The 19,715-nt window shown below is 34.4% G+C and carries 18 protein-coding genes; 16 read left to right on the forward strand and 2 right to left on the reverse strand.

Annotation, left to right across the window (positions count from 1 at the left end):
- The 8 genes from BM153_RS05255 to BM153_RS05290 all read left to right on the forward strand — a co-directional run bounded on the left by BM153_RS05255 (position 1) and on the right by BM153_RS05290 (position 7,447).
- Complete coding sequence (locus BM153_RS05255; RefSeq protein ID WP_092871476.1) at positions 1 to 1,038, forward strand: hypothetical protein; 1,038 nt, start codon at positions 1 to 3, stop codon at positions 1,036 to 1,038.
- 135 nt (positions 1,039 to 1,173) lie between these two features.
- Positions 1,174 to 2,367: an ABC transporter substrate-binding protein gene (locus BM153_RS05260; protein WP_092871478.1), complete on the forward strand. Its 1,194-nt coding sequence runs from the start codon at positions 1,174 to 1,176 to the stop codon at positions 2,365 to 2,367.
- Between the two features lie 101 nt (positions 2,368 to 2,468).
- On the forward strand, positions 2,469 to 3,350 hold the full coding sequence (locus tag BM153_RS05265) for a branched-chain amino acid ABC transporter permease (RefSeq protein ID WP_092871480.1): 882 nt from the start codon (positions 2,469 to 2,471) through the stop codon (positions 3,348 to 3,350).
- An 8-nt stretch (positions 3,351 to 3,358) separates the two neighbouring features.
- On the forward strand, positions 3,359 to 4,429 hold the full coding sequence (locus tag BM153_RS05270) for a branched-chain amino acid ABC transporter permease (RefSeq protein ID WP_092871482.1): 1,071 nt from the start codon (positions 3,359 to 3,361) through the stop codon (positions 4,427 to 4,429).
- A gap of 1 nt (position 4,430) precedes the next feature.
- Positions 4,431 to 5,189 (forward strand): ABC transporter ATP-binding protein, encoded by a 759-nt coding sequence (locus BM153_RS05275; RefSeq protein WP_092871484.1) that lies wholly within the window; start codon positions 4,431 to 4,433, stop codon positions 5,187 to 5,189.
- Positions 5,190 to 5,201: 12 nt separating this feature from the next.
- Positions 5,202 to 5,912, forward strand: coding sequence for an ABC transporter ATP-binding protein (locus BM153_RS05280; RefSeq protein WP_092871486.1), 711 nt, complete (start codon positions 5,202 to 5,204; stop codon positions 5,910 to 5,912).
- Between the two features lie 8 nt (positions 5,913 to 5,920).
- Complete coding sequence (locus tag BM153_RS05285; RefSeq protein WP_092871488.1) at positions 5,921 to 6,556, forward strand: cytidylate kinase-like family protein; 636 nt, start codon at positions 5,921 to 5,923, stop codon at positions 6,554 to 6,556.
- A gap of 249 nt (positions 6,557 to 6,805) precedes the next feature.
- Positions 6,806 to 7,447, forward strand: a complete 642-nt coding sequence (locus BM153_RS05290; RefSeq protein WP_092871490.1) for a DUF1653 domain-containing protein — start codon at positions 6,806 to 6,808, stop codon at positions 7,445 to 7,447.
- Here BM153_RS05290 and BM153_RS05295 read toward each other — a convergent pair.
- Positions 7,440 to 7,928: a CYTH domain-containing protein gene (locus BM153_RS05295; protein ID WP_092871492.1), complete on the reverse strand. Its 489-nt coding sequence runs from the start codon at positions 7,926 to 7,928 to the stop codon at positions 7,440 to 7,442. The genes BM153_RS05290 and BM153_RS05295 overlap by 8 nt on opposite strands.
- Positions 7,929 to 8,075: 147 nt before the next feature.
- Here BM153_RS05295 and BM153_RS05300 point away from each other — a divergent pair, with 147 nt between their 5' ends.
- The 8 genes from BM153_RS05300 (at position 8,076) to clpB (ending at position 18,100) form a co-directional block, all read left to right on the forward strand.
- Positions 8,076 to 8,759 carry a response regulator transcription factor gene (locus BM153_RS05300; protein ID WP_092871494.1) on the forward strand — a complete coding sequence of 228 codons (684 nt, stop codon included), beginning with the start codon at positions 8,076 to 8,078 and terminating at the stop codon, positions 8,757 to 8,759.
- 167 nt (positions 8,760 to 8,926) lie between these two features.
- Positions 8,927 to 10,237, forward strand: a complete 1,311-nt coding sequence (tig, locus tag BM153_RS05305; protein ID WP_092871496.1) for a trigger factor — start codon at positions 8,927 to 8,929, stop codon at positions 10,235 to 10,237.
- 39 nt (positions 10,238 to 10,276) lie between these two features.
- A complete protein-coding gene (clpP, locus tag BM153_RS05310; RefSeq protein ID WP_092871498.1) occupies positions 10,277 to 10,858 on the forward strand; it encodes an ATP-dependent Clp endopeptidase proteolytic subunit ClpP in 582 nt (193 codons plus the stop codon).
- 125 nt (positions 10,859 to 10,983) lie between these two features.
- Positions 10,984 to 12,279, forward strand: coding sequence for an ATP-dependent Clp protease ATP-binding subunit ClpX (clpX, locus tag BM153_RS05315; RefSeq protein WP_092871500.1), 1,296 nt, complete (start codon positions 10,984 to 10,986; stop codon positions 12,277 to 12,279).
- Positions 12,280 to 12,382: 103 nt separating this feature from the next.
- Positions 12,383 to 12,964 (forward strand): ribosome biogenesis GTP-binding protein YihA/YsxC, encoded by a 582-nt coding sequence (yihA, locus tag BM153_RS05320; RefSeq protein WP_092871502.1) that lies wholly within the window; start codon positions 12,383 to 12,385, stop codon positions 12,962 to 12,964.
- Positions 12,965 to 13,091: 127 nt separating this feature from the next.
- On the forward strand, positions 13,092 to 14,225 hold the full coding sequence (gene ytvI / locus BM153_RS05325) for a sporulation integral membrane protein YtvI (RefSeq protein ID WP_092871504.1): 1,134 nt from the start codon (positions 13,092 to 13,094) through the stop codon (positions 14,223 to 14,225).
- 31 nt (positions 14,226 to 14,256) lie between these two features.
- Entirely contained in the window at positions 14,257 to 15,135 is an 879-nt protein-coding gene (locus BM153_RS05330) for a methionyl aminopeptidase (protein WP_092871506.1), read from the forward strand.
- Positions 15,136 to 15,496: 361 nt separating this feature from the next.
- Positions 15,497 to 18,100 carry an ATP-dependent chaperone ClpB gene (gene clpB / locus BM153_RS05335; protein ID WP_092871508.1) on the forward strand — a complete coding sequence of 868 codons (2,604 nt, stop codon included), beginning with the start codon at positions 15,497 to 15,499 and terminating at the stop codon, positions 18,098 to 18,100.
- 75 nt (positions 18,101 to 18,175) lie between these two features.
- Here the strand turns inward: clpB and BM153_RS05340 are convergent, their stop codons facing one another.
- Positions 18,176 to 19,243: an undecaprenyldiphospho-muramoylpentapeptide beta-N-acetylglucosaminyltransferase gene (locus tag BM153_RS05340; RefSeq protein WP_092871510.1), complete on the reverse strand. Its 1,068-nt coding sequence runs from the start codon at positions 19,241 to 19,243 to the stop codon at positions 18,176 to 18,178.
- Positions 19,244 to 19,715 lie beyond the last annotated feature (472 nt).

The following is a 19,715-nucleotide window of genomic DNA, read 5'->3' on the forward strand; positions in this document are numbered from 1 at the left end:
ATGCCGGAAGAGATAGAGAAAATACTTAAGGAAATACATATATTAATAGCTAATGGGGATGCAAATCCTCAGGATGCTGACAATATAACGGTTAACAAAAAGGATTTGTTTGAGCTTTTAAATAAGTTGAATTTTGCGGTTATAGGCTTGATGGATAAATACGAGCTTACCCAGGTAGGAAAAGAAAAAGCCTTGCGTCAGCTTGAAAGAGAAGGGGAAAAGCTTATGGATGATGCCTCTAAAAAGGCAGAAGAAATATATGCAGCATCCCTTATGTATACAGATGAAGCTCTGGTTGATTTAAAAAGTGTAATAATAGATGCTAAAGCTTCGATTTTACAGGAATATGAAAATGCCACAGTTAAAATAGAGAGATATTTGGGGCTTATTGAGGACAATAAAGCTGAACTGAATATGCAGCTTCAGGATATGATTTACGGGAAAAAATATCTTAATCTCCTGGAAAATGTCAGAAAAAAAGAAGAAAAGGCAGAGTTAAAAAATAAAAGCCTGGAAAATGCCCTTACAGAAAAAGGAAAAGAAAACGCAAACGGTCCGGTTATCAGGGTAAATGAAAATCACCCTGCCGTAAAAAAAATGAGGCAAGAGGCTGAAGAAAAGGAAAAAGTAGAAGAAATAAGTGATTTTATTTATGCGGATACGGATGAGGGTCGCCTTGAAATACCTATGTATGTCCTTCCAAAAACTACTTCAAAAGAAAAAATTCCTCAATTTTTACTAGATGATGATGAAAAAGAGGAAAACAAAGAAAGCTTTGAAGAAGATTTTTCTGAAGGATTTTTAGACAGCATAGTTCAGGAAATAGTAGATAGTGAAACTTCAGAAGCTTTGGAAGAAATGGACTATTCCACTATAAATAATTACAACAATGATGATTTTAATTCAAACTATAATGATGAGGAAAATTACTTGGAAAACATGCCCCAAAAAAAGGGAGCATATTATAGTGCAGACGATTTTGACTTAGATGGAGAGTATTTTAAGTGGCAGGAAGAACAGGCCAAAAAAAATCGTTGACAACTTCTATAACAAATAGTAGTATTCTTTTTAGGATAAAGATGTCCGTCTGTGGAGAACGGATGTCTTTATTTTACATATAGGGGTCGTTTTTCTATATGTAAAATATTTATAAAAATCAGGAGGAAAGTTGTAATGAAAAAAAAGATTGTAAGTGTATTATTAGCTGCTACACTTGCTGTTATGTCATTAGCCGGATGCGGAAATCAGGCTTCAGATAAGACATCAACAGCAGAGGGCAAGAATGAAGTAGAAGCTGAAGAGGGTACATTCCTTATTGGAGGAATCGGACCTGTAACAGGAGAGCTTGCTATTTATGGTATGGCTGAAAGAAACGGTGCGCAGATTGCTGTAGATGAAATTAATGAGGCCGGCGGAGTAAACGGAACCAAGCTAACCTTTAATTTCCAGGATGATGAAGGTGATGCGGAAAAATCAGTAAATGCCTATAACAATCTTAAGGATTGGGGTATGCAGATTCTTTGCGGAACCGTAACAAGTACACCATGTATAGCTGTTGCTGCAAAATCATCCCAGGATAATCTTTTTCAGATTACACCATCAGGTTCAGCAGCTGATTGCATTGGTCCTGATAATGCATTTCGTGTATGTTTCTCAGACCCGGATCAGGGTACAAAATCAGCAGAGTATATTGGAGAAAACAAATTAGCTAAAAAAGTAGCAATTATTTATGATAGTTCAGATGTTTATTCTTCAGGTATTACAGATAAATTCGTAAAAGAGGCTGAAGAACAGGATTTTGAAATCGTTGCAAAAGAAGCTTTCACAGCTGATAATAAAACAGATTTCTCAGTTCAGATTAAAAAAGCTCAAAGTGAAGGAGCTGATTTGGTATTCCTTCCTATATATTATTCACAGGCAGCACTTATTTTACAGCAGGCAAATTCTTTAGGATTTGAGACAACATTCTTTGGTTGTGACGGACTTGACGGAATCCTTGGAGTTGAGAATTTTGACCAGAAGCTTGCAGAAGGAGTTATGCTTCTTACACCATTTGCTGCTGATGCAACTGACGAACTTACTAAAAACTTTGTAGCAAAATATAAAGAAGAATACGGTGAAGTTCCTAACCAGTTTGCAGCAGATGGATATGATGCTATATATGCCATCGCAGCTGCATTGGAAAAAGGTGAATGCAAACCGGATATGAGCGTTTCAGATATTTGCGAGGCTATGAAGAAAGCAATGACTGAGATTTCAATAGAAGGTCTTACAGGTGAAAAAATCACATGGGATGAAAGTGGAGCACCTGATAAGGAAGCAAAAGCAGTAGTAATTAAAGACGGTGCTTATTCATTAATGGAGTAAAACTGGTTTTATACAAATACTCAAGGGAGAGTTACTTGTAACCCTCCCTTTAAATTACAACTTAAGTTATATTTAGATTTGATATTAATGAGGTGAAATAAATGGGGTTTATCTCTTATTTAATTGATGGCATAAGCTTAGGAAGCGTATATGCTTTAATAGCATTAGGCTATACTATGGTTTATGGTATTGCAAAAATGCTGAATTTTGCCCATGGTGATGTAATCATGATTGGGGGATATACAGTTTATACAATAGTCAGCACAATGGGACTTAGTCCCTGGCTTGGAATGGCAGCATCCGTAGTTGTCTGTACAGTTTTAGGAGTTGCAGTTGAAAAAATAGCCTATAAACCATTAAGAATGGCATCACCACTTGCGGTTCTTATAACAGCAATAGGTGTCAGCTATTTCTTACAAAACATGGGATTACTTATTTTTACAGCAAGTCCAAAGGCCTTTACATCAGTAGTAAGCATTTCCAATATTAAACTTGCTGACGGTGCCCTGAATATTTCAGGTGTAACATTGGTTACAATAATTACATGTATAATAATAATGATTGCCCTTATGTTTTTTATAAAAAAGACAAAGGCAGGTCGTGCAATGGTTGCGGTATCTGAAGATAAAGGTGCGGCTTTACTTATGGGAATTGATGTAAACAGTACTATTTCCTTAACCTTTGCCATAGGTTCAGGATTAGCAGCTGTAGCAGGATTTTTACTTTGTTCTGCATATCCTACACTTACACCTTATACCGGTGCAATGCCTGGTATTAAAGCATTTGTAGCAGCAGTATTCGGGGGAATAGGTTCTATTCCAGGTGCTTTTATTGGTGGAATTTTACTTGGAATTATAGAAATTTTAAGCAAGGCATATATATCATCTCAGCTTTCAGATGCCATTGTATTCCTTGTACTTATTCTAGTTCTTCTGATTAAGCCTACAGGTATATTAGGAAAAGAAATTCATGAGAAAGTGTAGGTGGAACAATGAGGGATAAAAAGTTAAATAAAACATTTAAGAATAATCTTATTACTTATCTTATAGTAATAATTTCATATGCATTGGTTCAGGCCATGATATTATCAGGAAATCTTTCAAGTCTTATGCAGGGACTTCTTGTGCCGATTTGTACATATGTAATAATGGCACTGGCTTTAAATCTGGTGGTTGGAGTTTTGGGAGAATTAAGTCTTGGACATGCAGGTTTTATGTGTGTTGGAGCTTTTTCAAGTGCTTTTTTCTCAAAGCTTACCTTAGAAGCAATACCTAATGCGGGACTTAGATTTTTCCTTGCTTTACTTATTGGGGCAGTTTGTGCTGCGATTTTTGGAATAATAATAGGTATCCCGGTTTTAAGACTTAAGGGAGACTATTTAGCTATAGTTACATTAGCTTTTGGTGAAATAATAAAGAATTTTATAAATGTAATGTATGTTGGAAAAGACAGCAACGGTTTTCATTTTTCCATAAAAGATGTAGCTTCTTTAAATATGGAGGATGACGGACTGGTTATTATAAATGGAGCTCAGGGAATAACAGGCACACCGACTGATTCGAATTTCACAATTGGTGTACTTTTAATACTGTTTACGCTATTTGTTGTATTAAACCTTACAAATTCAAGAACCGGGCGTGCAATAATGTCAATAAGGGATAACAGGATTGCAGCAGAATCTGTAGGAATTAATATAACAAAATATAAATTAATGGCCTTTGCCATTTCAGCCGGACTTGCAGGAATAGGCGGAGTATTATATGCTCACAATCTTTCTACTTTAACAGCCCTTCCAAAGAATTTTGGATATAATATGTCGATTATGTTCCTTGTATTCGTGGTTTTAGGTGGAATTGGAAACATGCGCGGTTCTATAATTGCGGCAGTGGTTCTTACCTTACTTCCGGAACTTTTGCGTGGTTTAAGTGACTACAGAATGTTAATTTATGCAGTAGTTCTTATTGCAATGATGATATTTACATCTGCTCCTTCAATGATAGAATATCGAGAAAAGATAATGGCAAAATTTGGAAAAAACAAAGTTTCAAAGGAGGCTGAATGATATGGCAATATTAGAAGTAAATAATTTAAGCATTTCCTTTGGTGGACTTATGGCTGTAAATGACTTTGGATTAAATATTGAAGAAGGACAGCTTTATGGACTTATTGGACCAAATGGAGCAGGAAAGACTACAGTTTTTAATCTTTTGACAGGAGTATATAAACCAGATCAGGGAAGGGTTATTTTAGACGGTAAAGAACTTACGGGAAAAAATACCATAGAAATAAACCAGGAAGGAATAGCCAGAACTTTTCAAAATATCAGATTATTCTCACAACTTAGTGTATTGGATAATGTAAAAGTAGGGCTTCATAATGATTATACATATTCCACAATTGAAGGAATACTAAGACTTCCAAGGTACAAAAAAACTGAAAAACTCATGACAGAAAGAGCAATGGAACTATTAGAGGTATTTGGTCTGGCAGATGAGGCTGAATATCTTGCTTCAAATCTTCCATACGGTAAACAAAGAAAACTAGAAATGGCAAGGGCTCTAGCCACAAATCCTAAACTTTTATTATTAGATGAACCGGCAGCAGGTATGAATCCTAATGAGACTGCGGAACTTATGGAAAATATAAAATTTGTCAGGGATAAATTTAAAATGACAATTCTTCTTATAGAACATGATATGAAACTGGTAGCGGGAATATGTGAAAAACTAACAGTGCTTAATTTTGGAAAAGTTCTTGCAGAGGGTGAAACTTCAGCAGTGCTTCATGATCCAAAAGTAATCACGGCATATCTTGGAGAATAGGAGGAAAGAATAATGGCATTACTTGAAGTAAAAGATCTTAAGGTCAATTATGGAGTTATTCAGGCTGTAAAGGGTGTTTCCTTTGAAGTAAATGAGGGAGAGGTAATAGCACTAATAGGTGCCAATGGAGCCGGAAAAACCACTATTCTTCACACCCTTACAGGCTTACTAAAGGCAGAAAACGGTACGATAAAATTAGAAGGAAAGGATATTACCAAAATCCCCGGACATAAAATCGTTTCAATGGGTATGGCTCATGTTCCCGAGGGAAGAAGAGTTTTTGCTCAGCTTTCAGTATACGAGAATCTTCAGATGGGTGCATTTACCCGTTCTGACAAAAAAGAAATAGAAGATAATCTTCAAATGGTATATGAAAGATTTCCAAGACTGGAGGAAAGAAAGAATCAGATGGCAGGAACCTTAAGTGGTGGTGAGCAGCAAATGCTTGCCATGGGCAGGGCATTAATGTCTAATCCAAAGATTATTCTTATGGATGAACCGTCAATGGGACTTTCTCCGATTTTTGTTGAGGAAATATTTAATATTATTGAAAAAATATCCAGCGCTGGAACCACCGTTTTACTGGTAGAACAAAATGCAAAAAAAGCACTGGGTATATCTGACAGAGGATATGTATTAGAGACGGGAAACATTGTTTTGGAAGGGGATTCAAAGATGCTTCTTAATGATGAAACCGTAAAAGCTGCATATTTGGGAGAGTAGGTGTTTTAATGGATAATTATGTAATTACTATTCAAAGAACCTATGGAAGCGGTGGACGAACCATGGGAAAGCTTTTGGCAGAGGAATTGGGAATTGACTGTTATGATATGGAAATATTAAGGTTGGCTTCAGATGAAAGTGGTATAAGAGAAGAACTTTTTGGAAAAGCAGACGAAAAGCTTACAGGTTTTCCTTCCTTCAGGATAGTAAAATCTCCGGCTTATTTAGATGATAAAATAATTCCACCAAGTGAGAGCGATTTTACCTCAAAGGAAAATCTTTTCAACTATCAGGCAAAGGTAATAAAAGAACTGGCAAAAACAAGTTCATGTATCATAATAGGAAGATGTGCAGACTACATTTTAAGAGATTATGACAATGTGATTAAGCTGTATTTTTATGCACCTTTTGATGACTGTATGGAGCGTGTAAGAAAATTATATTTTCTGGATGACAAGGCTATTGAAAAACGAATCAAAAAAGTAGACAAAGCAAGAGCCGAGTATTATGAATATTATACAGGACGAAACTTTTTTGATGCCTCAAACTATGACATGTGTTTAAATACAGGTTCTTTAAGTTATGACAAGTGTAAAGAAATGGTAAAACAATATATGAGAATATGTAAAAATATAGATGTTTAGAAAATAAGGAATGCTCTGTTTTTGCAGGGCATTCTTAAATTTTATAAAAGTTCAAAGCTGCTTTTATTACTGGCATGAAGCAAAGAAAATTGTGAATATATTTGACGAAAAAATGAATAAAAAAAGTACATTGAGTCATAAAAATGTCTCTTTGGGAAAATTCAGGCTGTATTAATACAATTCGTGCTATAATTACAATTTAATAAAAGGATAAAAAATAGAAAGGAGTTTTCATTAGGAAAAGAGATTATGGAAAGATTAAACAGAGGAGATATATGCAGACATTTTAAGGGAAATCTGTATCAGATAATTACTTTTGCAAAACATTCAGAAACGGAAGAAAAAATGGTAGTGTACCAGAAACTCTACGGAGATTTTGAAACCTATGTAAGGCCTTATAGTATGTTTATGAGTGAAGTTGATCATGATAAATATCCTGATATTAAACAAAAATACAGATTTGAAAAAATTGAACCAGACAGAGAGGAAACAAAAGAGGAATTTTTGAATTTATCTGAAAAGGAAACCATAAATAATGAAGCCTTCGTGATTTCAGATAAAAAAGAAATGAACAATATTAATACAAAAAAAGACATTAATAAAAAATCAATTAATGACGAAAATATCCAAGAGAACAAAGGAAAAAATTCTGATAATTTAGAAAGGGAAATAAATCCGGTGTTACTGGAGTTTTTGGATGCAGAAAGCTTCAAGAAAAAAATAGAGATATTATCCAAAAATGAAGGGGTAATGGACGATAAACTGATTGATGATATTGCAGTAGTTTTGGATGCTGTTGTGCCGGAAGGTCAGTTGTGGGACAGATACAAAGCTTTAAAAAATATCATGCTCACACAGTTAAAGTATGAGCATGTGGAAAGATTCAGATAGAAAAATCATCTTTGTATTTGCTTAAGTCGAAATCCAAAGCCATATTGCTGTTATGGTATTTATTATCCATGGTTACATCTTTTTTAAACCAGGATGGCGGTACAAAAGCATTTGCTTCTTCTACCGAACCAAATTCGACCTCGGCAAGGATGATTGGAAAATGAGGACCTTTAAAAACGTCCAGTTCTATTTTTAAATTATTTTCAATGGGAATTACATAGCGGTTTTTGGTAATAACATGTCCATCGGCCTTAGCGAGAAGATGCTCATAGGCTTCTTTGTTTAAAGGAAGATTATATTCCTCGCGAACCATTTTTCCGCCCCCTTTATATGTAAGATAATAATTGTGGTTTTCACGGCGTATTCTTACCACGGGGCCTGTACAAAGATAAGCCTGTTCTATTTCAAGGCAAGTTATATTCTTATCGTCATTAAGATTATAAGGTATTTTTTTAACCAAAAATTTTCGTTCAATTTCCATTTTGTACCTCCAAATAAAAAAAATGCTAGTTTTTTTGGTAAAATGTTTACATTCTTGAATTAATTATTTAATATATTATAGGATTAATCGCTTATAAATATTATAATGAATAATTATATCATGAAATAGTTAGGGGGAGTTTAATAAATGAAAGATCAATCATATAATGTATTATTAGTTGAATCTGATGTGAATACACATGATGCAATTCTTTACTACTTCAAAAACCAGAACTACAGAATAACATCTGCCTATGATGGCGGGATGGCTTTAAACATATTCAGTAAGTTAAGTGATAATTTTGACTTGGTGATTTGCGCACTTAATTTGGATGTGGTAGATGGTATAGGAGTTTTGTCTGCTATCAGGGAAATTTCTGAAATACCGGTTATTATGATCGGAAATTCAGGAACAGACGAGGAACAGATAAAATGTTTCACCAAAGGAGCCGATGACTATCTTCCAAGACCACTTTCTTTATTAATACTTGAATTAAGGGTAAAAGTTGTTTTAAAGCGTACCTACAGACTCAGAAAAGACTGGAAATTCAAGGGGCTTTTTGTGGATTTTGAAGGAAGACGCATTTTTGTTGATGAAAAAGAAGTAGTCGTAACTTCAAAAGAATTTGATCTTTTGAAATTCTTTATCAAAAATGAAAATGTAGCTGTAAGCCGTGCAAAGATATTAGATGATGTATGGGGATTTGACTATATTGGAGACGAAAGAACAGTAGATACCATAGTCAAACAGCTGCGCTCAAAACTTACCAGAAAGTACGATTTTATAAAGACAGTATATGGCATAGGATACAGGTTTGAGACCGATAAGTAAAATACCGGATTTAAGTTTTGCCATAAATGCGCTTATTTGATGTAGGTTTTTTCTTGATATTTTAATTGCACTATGATATACTACTAAAATGACTGTGAGTATGGATTCATGATATATCTCATACTTTTCATATATATCGCAATTTGTGAAGGAGGATCTTAACAACAATGAGTGTTAATGTAGAGAATTTGGAAAATAGTATGGCTAAGCTTACAATTGAGGTTGCTGCTGCTGACTTTGATAAGGCAGTTCAGGAAGTATATATGAAACAGCGTGGAAGAATCTCTATTCCTGGATTCCGTAAAGGCAAAGCACCTAGAAAAGTAATCGAGAACATGTATGGTTCAGGAGTATTTTATGAAGATGCTGCAAACAGACTTATCCAGACTGAGTATCCAAAGGCTGCTTCTGAAAGTAAACTTGAAATTGTTTCACAGCCGGAAATCGATGTAGTTCAAGTTGAATCAGGAAAAAATTTTATATTTACAGCAACAGTTGCTTTAAAACCTGAGATTACATTAGGTGATTATAAAGGAATTGCTGTTGAAGTAGAATCTTCATTAGTTACAGATGAAGAAGTAAATATCGCTCTTGACAGGGAAAGAGAAAACAATTCTCGTACAGTTACTGTAGAAGACAGACCTGTTAAAGATGGTGATACAGCTAACATAGATTATGAAGGAAGTGTTGACGGAGTACCTTTTGAAGGCGGAGCTGCAAAAGGATATGACCTTTTAATCGGTTCTCATACATTCATCGATACATTCGAGGATCAGATTATCGGAATGAATATTGGCGATGAAAAAGATGTTAATGTTACATTCCCAGAAGAATATCATTCGGAATCATTAAAGGGAAAACCTGCTGTATTTAAGGTAAAAGTTAACGGAATTAAAGAAAAACAGCTTCCTGAATTAGATGATGAATTCGCAAAAGATGTATCAGAGTTTGATACATTAGATGAATACAAAGCTGACATTAAGAAAAATCTTGAAGAAGTAAAAATAAAAGATATTAAGACTGCAAAGGAAAATGCAGTTATTGATAAGATTATTGAGAATTCTACAATTGAGCTTCCACAGCCAATGGTTGATACACAGACCGGATATCTTATCGATGACTTTGGTCAGAGACTTAGCAGACAGGGTATGAGCCTTGAACAGTATATGCAGTTTACAGGATCTGACATGGCTAAGATGCGTGAGCAGATGGAGCCACAGGCTATCAAGAGAATTCAGACAAGACTTGTTCTTGAAGCAGTTGTAAAGGCTGAAGGAATTGAAGCTACAGAAGAAGAAGTAGATAAAGAAATCGAAAGCATGGCTAAGAACTACGGTATGGAAGCAGATAAATTAAAAGAAGTCATGAGTGATACTGAAAAAGAACAGATGAAGTTGGATGTTGCTGTTGCAAAGGCAATTGACTTTGTAAGAGATGCAGCAGTTGAAACAGAAGCTGTAAAGAAGGAAGAAGAATAATAAAACTTTCATCTACCACTAAAGTTGGGAGGGATTTTGATGAGTTTAGTGCCTTACGTCATTGAACAGACAAGCAGGGGCGAGCGTTCCTATGATATCTATTCAAGATTATTAAAAGAAAGAATTATCTTTCTTGGTGAAGAAGTTAATGATGTGACTGCAAGTCTTGTAGTTGCCCAGTTATTATTTTTAGAGTCAGAGGATCCTGGAAAAGATATTCATCTTTACATTAACTCTCCGGGAGGCTCTGTAACAGCAGGAATGGCAATATATGATACCATGCATTATATTAAGTGTGATGTATCAACTCTTTGTATCGGTATGGCTGCCAGCATGGGGGCATTCTTGTTAGCAGGTGGTGCGAAGGGAAAAAGATATGCACTCCCGAATTCAGAAATTATGATTCACCAGCCATCAGGTGGTGCCAGAGGACAGGCTACAGAAATTAAAATTGTTGCCGATAATATATTGAAGACCAGAAAAAAATTAAATGAAATACTTGCAGAAAATACTGGTAAACCTCTGGATGTCATTGAAGTGGATACTGAGCGTGACAATTACATGTCAGCCCAGGAAGCTTTAGAATATGGATTAATAGATAGTGTAGTTACTAGTAGATAATTATCCAATTATGAAATATTTTTAAAATAGGATAAAAACGCATTTTTTGGACATCTTAAAACTAAAAACAGCTGGTTTTGGGATGTCCTTTTGGTTAAAATATAAGGAGATAGAGGTGAGATTTGATGACTGTTCGAAATGGTAATGATAAAATAAGATGCTCTTTTTGTAATAAAACTCAAGAACAGGTTAGAAAGCTTATTGCCGGACCAAACGGTGCATATATATGTGATGAGTGTATAGATATATGTTCAGAAATTATCGAAGAAGAATATGATGATGAGCCAAGGGGTGATATGGAAATCAACCTTATGAAGCCTAAGGAAATAAAAGCCTTTCTTGATGACTATGTTATTGGCCAGGAAGAAGCGAAAAAGACCTTGTCTGTAGCAGTATATAATCATTATAAGAGAGTTACAGCAGAAAAGGATTTAGATGTTGAACTTCAAAAAAGTAATGTTATAATGTTAGGACCTACAGGATCAGGTAAAACTCTTCTTGCTCAGACACTTGCCAAGCTTCTTAATGTTCCATTTGCCATTGCAGATGCTACAGCTCTTACAGAGGCAGGTTATGTAGGTGAAGATGTTGAGAATATTCTTCTTAAATTGATTCAGGCATCTGATTATGATATTGAAAGAGCTGAATATGGTATTATCTATATTGATGAAATTGATAAAATTACCAGAAAGTCAGAAAATGTTTCCATTACCAGAGATGTATCAGGTGAAGGCGTACAGCAGGCTCTTTTAAAGATTATTGAAGGAACTGTTGCTTCTGTTCCACCTCAGGGAGGAAGAAAACATCCTCATCAGGAGCTTCTTCAAATAGATACAACAAATATTTTGTTTATCTGTGGAGGTGCTTTTGAAGGTATTGAAAAGATAATTGAAACAAGAATGGATCAAAAATCAATTGGTTTTAATGCTGAAATATCAGCTAAAGGTGAGAAAAGCACCAGTGAAGTATTAAAGGAAATTCTTCCTAAAGACTTTATAAAATATGGACTTATCCCGGAATTTGTAGGTCGTGTACCTGTAGTTACAAGTCTTGAAGAATTAGATGAGGATACTCTTGTACGAATACTTCAGGAACCTAAGAATTCACTTGTTAAGCAGTATAAGAAGCTTTTTGAATTAGATGATGTTGAACTTGAAATAGAAGCAGATGCTCTTAAAGCCATAGCAAAGCTTGCTATTGAAAGAAATACAGGAGCCAGGGGACTTCGTTCCATTTTAGAATCAGTAATGGTTGATGTTATGTATAATGTTCCATCAGATGAGAAAATAATCAAATGCATTATTACTAAAGATGCAGTTGACGGAACAGCTGAGCCGACTCTTGTATTTGGAGAGCATGATGTAAAAAAGATAAATAAAAAACACCGAATTGTAAGTAAGTCAAAAAATGAAACAGCTTAAGCAGGTGTTATAATATGACAATCAGAGCTGTTGCAAAGAAAATTTGCAATGGCTCTTTTTATTTAACTTAAGTTGTATTAAGGTTTATTTAAAGAGGTAAATAATGAAGATAAAAAAAGTCGATTTGGATATAGTAGTTGGAGTTACCAGTAAAATGCCGACTACAAATATGCCGGAGTTTGCATTTGCTGGAAAATCCAATGTGGGAAAATCCTCATTGATTAATGCCTTAGTAAACAGAAAGGCTTTGGCAAGAACTTCAGGCAAACCTGGAAAAACCCAGACAATTAATTTTTATAATGTCAATGATAGTCTTTATATAGTGGATCTTCCAGGGTATGGTTATGCTAATGCCAATAATGAGGTTAAGGCAAAATGGGGTAAAATGGTAGAAAAATATTTAAGAAATTCTACAAATCTTAAAGCTGTATGTCTTTTGGTGGATATTCGCCATGCACCAAATTCAAACGACATTCAGATGTATGACTGGATAGTAAGTAATGGATTTAAGCCTGTTATTATTGCTACAAAACTTGATAAGCTAAAAAAGAATCAGGTTCCTAAATGCATAAAAGCCATAAAAGAAACCTTAAATTTAGGAAAAGAAGATATATTTATACCTTTTTCATCAGAAACAAAAGCAGGAAGAGATGAACTTTGGCAATTGATTGAAGAAATGCTTTAGTCTAAAAAAGAATTTTTATATTTTTTAAAGATAAAAAATGTTCAGGAAGTGAAAGTTGATCTACTTGATGCCGGGATAATCCCGAATAAAAATAGAATGTTATGGAAAAAGAGCTTGTGGAGGAAATATGAATTTTCAAAATATTAATTTAAAAAGAATTGTGAATGTATTAATATTTTTGCTAATAACTGTGGCATTTTTGTATTTTGGCATTAAGCTCATTGTTTTTTTTATGCCTTTTGTAGTTGCATGGATTATTGCTGCTATTGCAAATCCTTTAGTGAAATTTTTAGAAAAAAAACTTAGAATTTTAAGAAAGCACGGCTCAATTATTGTTATAATAATGACTCTGGCTTTAATTGGCATAGGTGGCTATCTGCTTATGATGAAGCTTTGGACACAGGCAGTTAATTTTATAAGTACGGCTCCGGATGCCTACAAGGAAGTTGTTCAAAATTTGGAAAATACTGGAAGTAAATATTATGATCTTTTTGAAAAACTGCCGGATAATATTCAAAATTCATTAGCAGATATATATCAAAATTTAAGCAGTTATGTAGGAAATATAGTACAGACTCTGGGAAAACCTACTATAAATGCAGCGGGAAATTTTGCCATGAGTTTACCGGTAGCACTTGTTTATACAATAGTGACATTGATAGCAGCATATTTTTTCATAGCTGATAGAGAAAAAATTATCAATAAATATCACGAAATTGTTCCGGATTCTATTGAAGAAAAACTGAATTTTATTTATGATAACCTAGGGTATGCAGTGGGAGGTTACTTCAAAGCCCAGTTTAAGATAATGGCTGTAATAGGTATTATTGTATTCATTGGTTTAATAATAATCGGTGTAAAATATGCAATATTACTGGCTGTATTAATTGCTTTTGTGGACATGTTACCCTTCTTTGGGACAGGAACTATATTTTTCCCCTGGGGTGTAGTTTGCTTTTTAGAAGGAAATTACAAAAGAGTAGTGGGATTTATAGTAATATATCTGGTTTGTCAGCTGGTAAGACAGTTGATTCAGCCAAAGCTTTTAGGTGACAGCATGGGACTTACTCCTTTAACCACCCTTGTATTAATGTTTATTGGTTTTAAACTAAAGGGAGTTTTAGGAATGATATTTGCTGTACCCCTTGGAATGATAATTATTAATATGTACTCAGAGGGTATTTTTGATAATTTTATTGAAAATATAAGGGGATTGATTAAGGATTTTAACGACTGGAGAAATATAAAAAATAATCCATAATTGACATTTAGTTAAGAAAAGAGGAAAAGAAATGTTATTTAAAAAACTTGGAAGAAATGATAAATGCTGGTGTGGAAGCGGCAGAAAATATAAACAATGCCATGAAGCCTTCGATGACAAAATTTTAGGATTTAAGCGTCAAGGTCACATAGTTCCAAATCATAGTATTATTAAAAATCCACAGCAGATAGAAGGAATCAGGGAAAGCAGTAAAATTAATATTGCAGTTTTAGATTATGTTTTGGAAAATATTAAAGAAGGCATGTCAACTCAGGATATTGATGATATGGTTTCTCAAAAAACAGCCGAGATGGGAGGAATTCCTGCTCCTCTTAATTATGAGGGATTTCCAAAAAGCGTTTGTACTTCCATTAATGAGCAGGTTTGCCATGGAATACCTTCCAGCAAGGATATATTAAAAGATGGAGATATAGTAAATATTGATGTTTCAACAATATATAACGGTTATTTTTCCGATTCTTCCAGAATGGCACTTATTGGTAATGTATCCGAGGAAAAGAAAAAGCTTGTCCAGGTTACCAAAGAATGCGTTGAAATTGGCGTTAAAAATGTTAAGCCATGGACATTTTTAGGAGATATGGGAGAAGCAGTTCATAATCACGCCCTTGAAAATGGTTATACCATAGTTCGTGAAATAGGGGGACACGGAGTTGGACTTGAGTTTCATGAAGAACCATTTGTCAGCTATGTCACCAAAAAAGGAACAGAAATGTTAATGGTTCCAGGAATGGTATTTACTATAGAGCCAATGGTAAATATGGGAACAGACAGAATTTTCGTTGATAAAAAGAATAACTGGACAGTTTATACTAAAGATAAAAAGCCATCAGCTCAGTGGGAGGTTACAGTTTTGGTAACAGACGATGGCTGTGAGATTCTTACTTATTAGACTTTATTTCTTCTAAATTCAAAATAAAGTCGGAGCAGTTTACATCCACGGATTTGTATATTATTATTGTTAAGATTAAAAACAGCAAAGGAAGGCTAAAAGTCGTCTTTTTGCTGTTTTTTTATATTTTAAAAAGTTTAATTTTCATAAAAAAAGTACTTGCTTTTTTTAAAACAAGGTGTTATATATATTATAGAACAAGCACACAGGCGCTTTTATATTAAACTAATAATAAAACAAAGATTAAAATGTCCAGGAAAAAAATATTAATTACTAATAATATTACAATATACAATAAGTTTAGAAAGAAGAGGTATTTTACAAATACCTAAAAATAAATCGGATGGAAAGGAGAATTTTTATGAACATAAAAAAATTTACACAAAAGTCCATTGAAGCCATTAATAATTGTGACACAATAGCTGTAAAATATGGGAATCAACAAATTGATCAGGAACATCTTTTGTACAGTCTTTTGACCATAGATGACAGCCTTATTTTAAAATTAATAGAGAAAATGGAAATTGATAAGGAACATTTTTTGAATAATGTTGAGACTCATCTTGAAAAACTTCCTAAAGTTTATGGTGAGAATGCCCAGCTTTACATGAGTCAGCAGCTTAACAAAGCTTTGATAAATGCAGAAAATGAAGCCAAGGCCATGGGAGATGAATATGTTTCAGTAGAGCATATATTCCTTGCCATGATGAAAAATCCTAATAGGGCACTTAAGGAGATTTTTGATGAATATGGCATCAATAGGGAACGGTTTTTGAAGTCTCTTTCCACTGTAAGAGGAAATCAAAAGGTTGTATCAGACAATCCTGAGGAGACCTATGATACCTTGGAAAAATACGGATATGAACTGGTTAGCAGGGCAAGGCAGCAAAAGCTTGATCCTGTTATTGGAAGAGATGGAGAGATTCGTAATGTAATAAGAATTCTTTCAAGAAAAACTAAGAATAATCCGGTTTTAATCGGTGAACCGGGAGTTGGTAAAACTGCTGTAGTTGAAGGTCTTGCCCAAAGGATAGTCAGAGGAGATGTACCGACAAATCTTAAAGATAAAAAGCTTTTTGCTTTGGATATGGGGTCATTGGTGGCCGGAGCTAAATACAGGGGTGAATTTGAAGAAAGATTAAAGGCGGTACTGGCAGAAGTTAAAAACAGTAATGGAGAGATAATTCTTTTCATTGATGAACTTCATACAATAGTGGGAGCCGGAAAAACCGAAGGAAGCATGGATGCCGGAAATATGCTAAAACCAATGCTTGCAAGGGGAGAACTTCACTGTATTGGTGCTACAACTCTTGATGAATACAGAACTTATATTGAAAAAGATCCAGCATTGGAAAGGCGTTTTCAGCCAGTATTGGTAGATGAACCAACAGTTGAGGATACCATTTCGATTCTTAGAGGTTTAAAGGAAAGATATGAAGTATATCATGGAGTTAAAATAACAGATGGTGCTCTTGTAAGTGCTGCCACACTTTCAAACAGATATATATCGGACAGATTTCTTCCTGATAAGGCTATTGACCTGGTGGATGAAGCCTGTGCCATGATAAAGACGGAAATAGATTCTATGCCTGCAGAATTAGATGAGATGCAAAGAAAGATTACCCAGCTGGAAATCGAAGAGGCAGCTCTTAAAAAAGAAGATGACAGATTAAGCAGGGAAAGATTGGAAAATCTTCAAAAGGAATTAGCTGATGAAAGAGATAAATTCTCAGCTTTAAAGGCACAGTTGGATAATGAAAAAAATTCCGTTGATAAATTAAGAGTGCTTCGTGAGCAGATAGATGAGGTTAACTCTCAGATTGCCAAAGCAACTCAGGAATATAACCTTGAACTTGCAGCAGAGCTTTCCTATGGCAAGCTTCCAAACCTTAAAAAAGAACTGGAAAAAGAAGAAGAAAAGGTTAAAAATATGGAGCTTTCATTAGTACATGAAAGTGTTACGGAGGATGAAATATCAAAAATTGTTTCAAAATGGACAGGAATTCCTGTTACAAAACTTACTGAAAGCGAAAGAAGTAAAAATCTTCATCTTCCGGATGAATTACATAAAAGGGTAGTGGGACAAGATGATGCAGTCATAAAGGTCAGTGAAGCCATAATGCGTTCAAGAGCTGGAATAAAGGATCCAAGCAGACCTATCGGTTCCTTTATGTTTCTTGGTCCTACCGGAGTTGGTAAGACGGAGCTTGCTAAAACTCTCGCTCAGAGCTTATTTGATGATGAAAATAATATAGTAAGAATTGATATGAGTGAATATATGGAGAAGTATTCAGTGTCAAGACTTATTGGAGCGCCTCCGGGATATGTAGGATATGAGGAAGGGGGACAGCTTACGGAAGCCGTAAGGAGAAAACCTTATAGTGTTGTTCTTTTTGATGAAGTTGAAAAGGCACATCCTGATGTATTTAATCTCTTATTACAGGTTCTTGATGACGGACGAATTACGGATTCCCAGGGTAGAACCGTAGATTTTAAAAATACAATTTTAATAATGACCTCTAACTTAGGTTCTGATTTGATATTAGAGGATATTAAAGACGGAGATGAGGAAATAAGTGATAACTGTAAGGCAGCAGTAGATAAAATCCTTCATCAAAACTTCCGTCCGGAGTTTTTAAACCGTCTTGATGAAATAATTATATTTAAACCACTATTAAAGAATAATATTAAAGACATTATAAATCTTTTGATTGATGAGCTTAATAAGAGACTGGCTGATAAAGAATTAAAGATAGAATTAACAGCAGCTGCAAAGGACTTTATTGTGGAAGGAGGATATTCACCTTCCTATGGAGCGAGGGTATTAAAGAGATTTTTACAAAAGAATGTAGAGACAATGGCAGCGAAAATGATTCTTTCAGACCAGGTTAAAAGTGGTGATACCATTTACTTTGATGTAAAAGATGGAAGTTTAAGTGCAAGTACATTAAATTTAAATAAATAAAAAAATTAAGGTCGGTTGAAATATACCGACCTTAATCTTTAGAATATTCACTTAACAAAAGTGTTTAGAAAACTTTCATTTACTATATTTTAATATTAAATCCATTATAATGTCAACAGAATTTTTTTGCTGGGCATTTGCCATTTTTTCTATGAATTTATCTTTATTATTTAAAACATATTTAATTGTATCTAAAAGTTCAAGATTTGACAGGTTTTCTTCTCGAATTACCTTGGAAAAACCTTGATTTTCAAAGGAATCAGCATTTAAAATCTGATCTCCTCTACTGGCATTTGCTGAAAGAGGTATAAGGATGTTTGGTTTTCTAAGGGCTAAAAATTCACATATGGCATTTGCCCCGGCACGGGAAATAACAATATCCGTTAAGGCGAACAAATCTTTAAGCTCCTCTGAAATATATTCAAACTGTACATATCCCTTATAATCGTCATAATCATGATTTGCTTTTCCTTTTCCGCAAAGATGAATGACTTTATATTCTTTTACAAGCTCTGGAAGTACTCCTCTTAAAGTATTATTAATAATAACAGAACCGCTGCTTCCGCCAATAACCATTATTACAGGTTTTCCATCATCTTCAAATCCGCAGAATTTAAGGGCTTTTTCCCTGTCTCCTGAAAAAAGCTCACTTCTTATGGGAGAACCGGTAAGGACAGCTTTATCTGGTGGAAGGTAGGAAAGAGTTTCCGGAAAATTACAACATACCTTTACTGAATTTGGAATACAAATTTTATTAGCAAGACCAGGTGTAATATCAGATTCATGTATGATAACCGGAACTTTCCTGCTTTTTGCAGCTAACACAACTGGAACGGATACAAATCCTCCTTTGGAAAAAAGAATATCCGGATTAATTTTTTTAATAAGTTTTCTGGCCTGGGAGATACCCTTAAGAACTTTAAAAGGATCAGAAAAGTTTTTAGGGTCAAAATAGCGTCTTAACTTTCCTGATTCCACCCCATAATATTTAATTCCCTGGGCTTGTACAAGGCTTTTTTCTATTCCATTATGGGAACCGATGTAGTAAATATCATAACCCTTTTCCTTTAATTTTGGAAGAAGAGCAATATTTGGCGTAACATGGCCGGCTGTTCCTCCGCCGGTTAAAACTATTTTTTTCATTTAATCTTCGCTTACCTTTCAAAATATATATGTCACAATATTAAGGATTTTGTCCGATAAAATCATTGTGAGTCTGAATATGTGTTAAAGTATGGCAAATCTTTTAAATCAGACAGTGCCAATAAAACCATTTAAACGCAAAAATACAAATTGATTATATCAAATTAAAAGGTCTTTCGCTATACACAGATTTAATCTTACCATATAATTAATCTCTTATTTGTGAAAATTAAGTGTTTTTAAACACATTTTTCTGAAAAAGATGTAAAATTGTATTATTATGTTATAGAATGAACATTGTAAAGTATAAACAGGCTTATTTGTTTAAAAACGGGCAAAATTTTATTATACTTTGAACGAAGTGTAAGCAATCCCCTGCTTCAAAAGCGTAAGCTTTAAGCGGGGGTATAAGCTTACTAGTGTCAGAAGGGGTTAAAGCCCCTTCTGACAGGTGGCACAAAGTGCCACTGCG

Origin of the sequence: Acetitomaculum ruminis DSM 5522 (genome assembly GCF_900112085.1) — a bacterium.
In the GTDB taxonomy this organism is placed as follows: domain Bacteria; phylum Bacillota; class Clostridia; order Lachnospirales; family Lachnospiraceae; genus Acetitomaculum; species Acetitomaculum ruminis.

Coding starts and splice junctions, on each gene's coding strand:
- BM153_RS05285 (WP_092871488.1), top strand. CDS start 5,921: ATGGATAATTATGTAATTACTATTCAAAGAACCTATGGAAGCGGTGGA.
- BM153_RS05295 (WP_092871492.1), bottom strand. CDS start 7,928: ATGGAAATTGAACGAAAATTTTTGGTTAAAAAAATACCTTATAATCTT.
- BM153_RS05270 (WP_092871482.1), top strand. CDS start 3,359: ATGAGGGATAAAAAGTTAAATAAAACATTTAAGAATAATCTTATTACT.
- BM153_RS05260 (WP_092871478.1), top strand. CDS start 1,174: ATGAAAAAAAAGATTGTAAGTGTATTATTAGCTGCTACACTTGCTGTT.
- clpP (WP_092871498.1), top strand. CDS start 10,277: ATGAGTTTAGTGCCTTACGTCATTGAACAGACAAGCAGGGGCGAGCGT.
- BM153_RS05255 (WP_092871476.1), top strand. CDS start 1: ATGCCGGAAGAGATAGAGAAAATACTTAAGGAAATACATATATTAATA.
- ytvI (WP_092871504.1), top strand. CDS start 13,092: ATGAATTTTCAAAATATTAATTTAAAAAGAATTGTGAATGTATTAATA.
- BM153_RS05290 (WP_092871490.1), top strand. CDS start 6,806: ATGGAAAGATTAAACAGAGGAGATATATGCAGACATTTTAAGGGAAAT.
- yihA (WP_092871502.1), top strand. CDS start 12,383: ATGAAGATAAAAAAAGTCGATTTGGATATAGTAGTTGGAGTTACCAGT.
- BM153_RS05275 (WP_092871484.1), top strand. CDS start 4,431: ATGGCAATATTAGAAGTAAATAATTTAAGCATTTCCTTTGGTGGACTT.
- BM153_RS05265 (WP_092871480.1), top strand. CDS start 2,469: ATGGGGTTTATCTCTTATTTAATTGATGGCATAAGCTTAGGAAGCGTA.
- clpX (WP_092871500.1), top strand. CDS start 10,984: ATGACTGTTCGAAATGGTAATGATAAAATAAGATGCTCTTTTTGTAAT.
- clpB (WP_092871508.1), top strand. CDS start 15,497: ATGAACATAAAAAAATTTACACAAAAGTCCATTGAAGCCATTAATAAT.
- BM153_RS05280 (WP_092871486.1), top strand. CDS start 5,202: ATGGCATTACTTGAAGTAAAAGATCTTAAGGTCAATTATGGAGTTATT.
- BM153_RS05340 (WP_092871510.1), bottom strand. CDS start 19,243: ATGAAAAAAATAGTTTTAACCGGCGGAGGAACAGCCGGCCATGTTACG.
- BM153_RS05330 (WP_092871506.1), top strand. CDS start 14,257: ATGTTATTTAAAAAACTTGGAAGAAATGATAAATGCTGGTGTGGAAGC.
- tig (WP_092871496.1), top strand. CDS start 8,927: ATGAGTGTTAATGTAGAGAATTTGGAAAATAGTATGGCTAAGCTTACA.
- BM153_RS05300 (WP_092871494.1), top strand. CDS start 8,076: ATGAAAGATCAATCATATAATGTATTATTAGTTGAATCTGATGTGAAT.